The sequence below is a fragment of the Sphaerisporangium aureirubrum genome, assembly GCF_042658925.1.
In the GTDB taxonomy this organism is placed as follows: domain Bacteria; phylum Actinomycetota; class Actinomycetes; order Streptosporangiales; family Streptosporangiaceae; genus Sphaerisporangium; species Sphaerisporangium aureirubrum.
In genome coordinates this window covers 1-2,065 of record NZ_JBHSRF010000176.1, presented here as the reverse complement: position 1 = coordinate 2,065, position 2,065 = coordinate 1, and the positions used below count along the sequence as shown (strand labels likewise).

2 protein-coding genes are annotated in these 2,065 nt (G+C 69.3%); both read left to right on the top strand.

Going from position 1 to position 2,065, the window contains the following annotated elements; all coding sequences use genetic code 11:
• A partial coding sequence (locus ACFP1K_RS41010; RefSeq protein WP_380764000.1) for an FtsK/SpoIIIE domain-containing protein occupies window positions 1-1,374 on the top strand: 1,374 nt, incomplete at its 5' end.
• Window positions 1,375-1,380: 6 nt separating this feature from the next.
• Complete coding sequence (locus ACFP1K_RS41005) at window positions 1,381-2,028, top strand: DUF2637 domain-containing protein (protein ID WP_380763998.1); 648 nt, start codon at window positions 1,381-1,383, stop codon at window positions 2,026-2,028.
• Window positions 2,029-2,065 lie beyond the last annotated feature (37 nt).

Here is a 2,065-nt window from a genome sequence, read left to right as displayed (position 1 = left end):
GGTCTCCTCCTCACGCTCGGAGTCCTGGCCGCCTCGGCGGCCGGGCTCTGGGCCTGGCGCCGCTGGCACCACCGGTCCTACTGGCTGTGCCTGGGCTTCCCGCTGACCGCCGTCAGGGTCCGTCTCACCTGGCGCAAGGTCGCCCTGGGGTGCGGCTTGACCAAGAAGCGGCAGCGCTTCTGGTTCACCACCGTCCCCGGCCTGATCTCCTCGACCGGCCTCGTCCGCGTCAAACGGCGCTTACAACGGGTCGCGGTCGACACCAAGCCGTGGATGTGGCCGCCCATGCCGACGCGTCATGGCTGGCGTGTCACGATCCGGCTCCTGGAAGGACAAATCCCCGAGGACTACGCCGCTGTCGCCGAACGACTCGCGCATTCCTGGCGCGTGCATGCCGTACGCGTCTCCTCGCGGAAACGGGGCCGCGTCACTCTGGCCGCGACCATCCGAGACCCGCTGGTCCGAATCGACCAGCTCCCCGTCTCGACCGAACTCCTCAAGGTCACCGTCGGCCGATTGGAGACCGGCTCCCCCTGGGTCATCGACTTCCGGACGGTCCCGCACTGGCTCAACGCCGGCGCTACCCAATCGGGCAAATCCAACCTCGCCAACGCCCTGATCATCGGACTGTCCCCTCAACCGGTGGCACTCGTCGGCTTCGACCTCAAGGGCGGGGTGGAGTTCACGCCCTACGAACCTCGCCTGTCGGCCCTGGCCACCTCCCGCGCCGAATGCGTACAGCTCCTAGACGACCTGGTCGCGCTGATGGTGGACCGGATGGCGGCCTGCCGTACCGCTGGGGCACGCAACATCTGGCAGTTGCCCAGCGACCGGCGGCCGGTCCCGGTGGTGGTCCTGGTCGATGAGTTGGCCGAGCTGTACCTGATGGCCGACAAGTCCGAGAAAGACGAGATCGCCAAGACCTCGACAGCGCTGCTGCGGGTCGCTCAGCTCGGGCGGGCGTTCGGCATCTACCTGTTCTGCTGCGGCCAGCGGATCGGCTCCGATCTCGGCCCTGGCGTGACCGCACTGCGCGCCCAGTGCTCGGGGCGGATCTGCCATCGGGTCAACGACCCCGAAACCGCGACCATGACCCTCGGCGACCTCGATCCCGCGGCCCTGGTCTCCGCACGGGCCATCGCCTCCGATACCCCCGGCGTCGCGATCGTGGCCGGCCAAGACGGCCAGTGGTACCGGGCGCGCTCCTTCTACGTCTCCGAGCAAGCCGCCGAAGTCGCGACCCGCACCTACGCCGGTCTCACTCCGTCCTGGGCGGGCGTCATGGCCGGTACCCACGACACCCAGGTGACCGATGCCGACCTCGCCGAGTTCCTCGATCCCGACACCACCGTCCTGGAACACCGGAAGAGCTGACCCGCCGTGCGACGCCTGGCCTCCTGGCTGCTGGACTCCGGTCCCGTCCTCGTCCTGGCACTGATCGCCGGTGCCGGCTCTTTCTCCCACGTACGGGAGACAGCAGTGGAACACGGGCAGACCGGCGCGATGGCCTGGGCAGTGGCCGTGTGCGTCGACCTGACCTGCGTCATGGCCGCCCGCGAACGACAACGCGACAAGAAGACCGGCCGCAAACGGACCGGCCCCCTCTCCTGGCCGACCCTCGTCCTCGTCGCCGGAATCATCCTGTCACTGGCCGCCAACCTCCACCAGGCCGAACCCTCGGCGCGGGGCTGGCTAACCGCCGCAACACCCGCCGCAGCCTTCCTCGTCGCCGTCTCGATGCTGGAACGCAGAGCGACCGGCCCCCGTCCCGAACCTCCCCCGCCCTCAACCGTCTCCGCGCCGGTCACGGCGGTTCCAAGCCTCCTGGCCTCCTCCGATAGCGCCCAGGGCGACGCCACCGAACCCTCAGCCGCGCTACTCGACTACGCCCGGCGCGTGGCCGACGAACACCACGCCAAGCACGGCAAGCCCATCACCCTCGACCTGCTGCGCGCCCGACTGGGCGTATCCAGCCAACTCGCCACCGACCTACTCCGCCACCTGCCCACCGCACCGGAAACCTCGTGAAGGGAGCATCACCGATGCCTGCCGACACCGACCACCA